The organism is Dysgonomonas mossii (assembly GCF_004569505.1).
Lineage (GTDB): Bacteria > Bacteroidota > Bacteroidia > Bacteroidales > Dysgonomonadaceae > Dysgonomonas.
The window spans coordinates 1-567 of the sequence record NZ_SPPK01000028.1 but is presented as its reverse complement, the minus strand read 5'-3'; the positions used below and the strand labels follow the sequence as shown (position 1 = coordinate 567).

Annotated in this window: 1 protein-coding gene; it reads left to right on the top strand. The window is 34.2% G+C overall.

The window, feature by feature from the left end:
* On the top strand, positions 1 to 567 hold a 567-nt coding region (locus E4T88_RS17265; protein WP_306461444.1), incomplete at both ends, for a DNA gyrase C-terminal beta-propeller domain-containing protein.

The window sequence follows — 567 nt, the reverse complement described above, 5'->3', positions numbered from 1 at the left end:
GAATGAATACAATCGAAGATGATTTCGTTAGCCAGTTAGTAACTTTAAGTACACATGATAATGTATTATTCTTTACGAATAAAGGTCGTGTTTACAAGCTAAAAGGCTATGAAATTCCTGAAATGTCTAGACAGTCTAAAGGCTTACCAATCGTCAATGCTTTAGAAATTGATAAAGATGAAAAAATCAGTACAATGATAGCAGTTAAAGATCTATCTAGTGAAGAAGACTTCCTAGTATTTGCTACGAAAAAAGGTACTGTAAAACGTTCTAAACTATCGAATTTCTCTCGTATTAACAAAAACGGTAAGATTGCGATTAACTTTAAAGAAGACGACGAGTTGATTGCGGTTAGACTAACGGATGGTACGAAAGAGATTATTATCGGAACGAAACATGCTTCATTAATCAGATTTGATGAAACGAAACTACGCCCATTAGGTAGAACTGCTGCAGGCGTTAGAGGTATTTCATTAAGAGAAAATGATGAAGTAATTGGATTAGACGTTACCGACGAAGAAGAACAAGATGAGATTTTAATCGTCACTGAAAATGGTTATGGTAAAC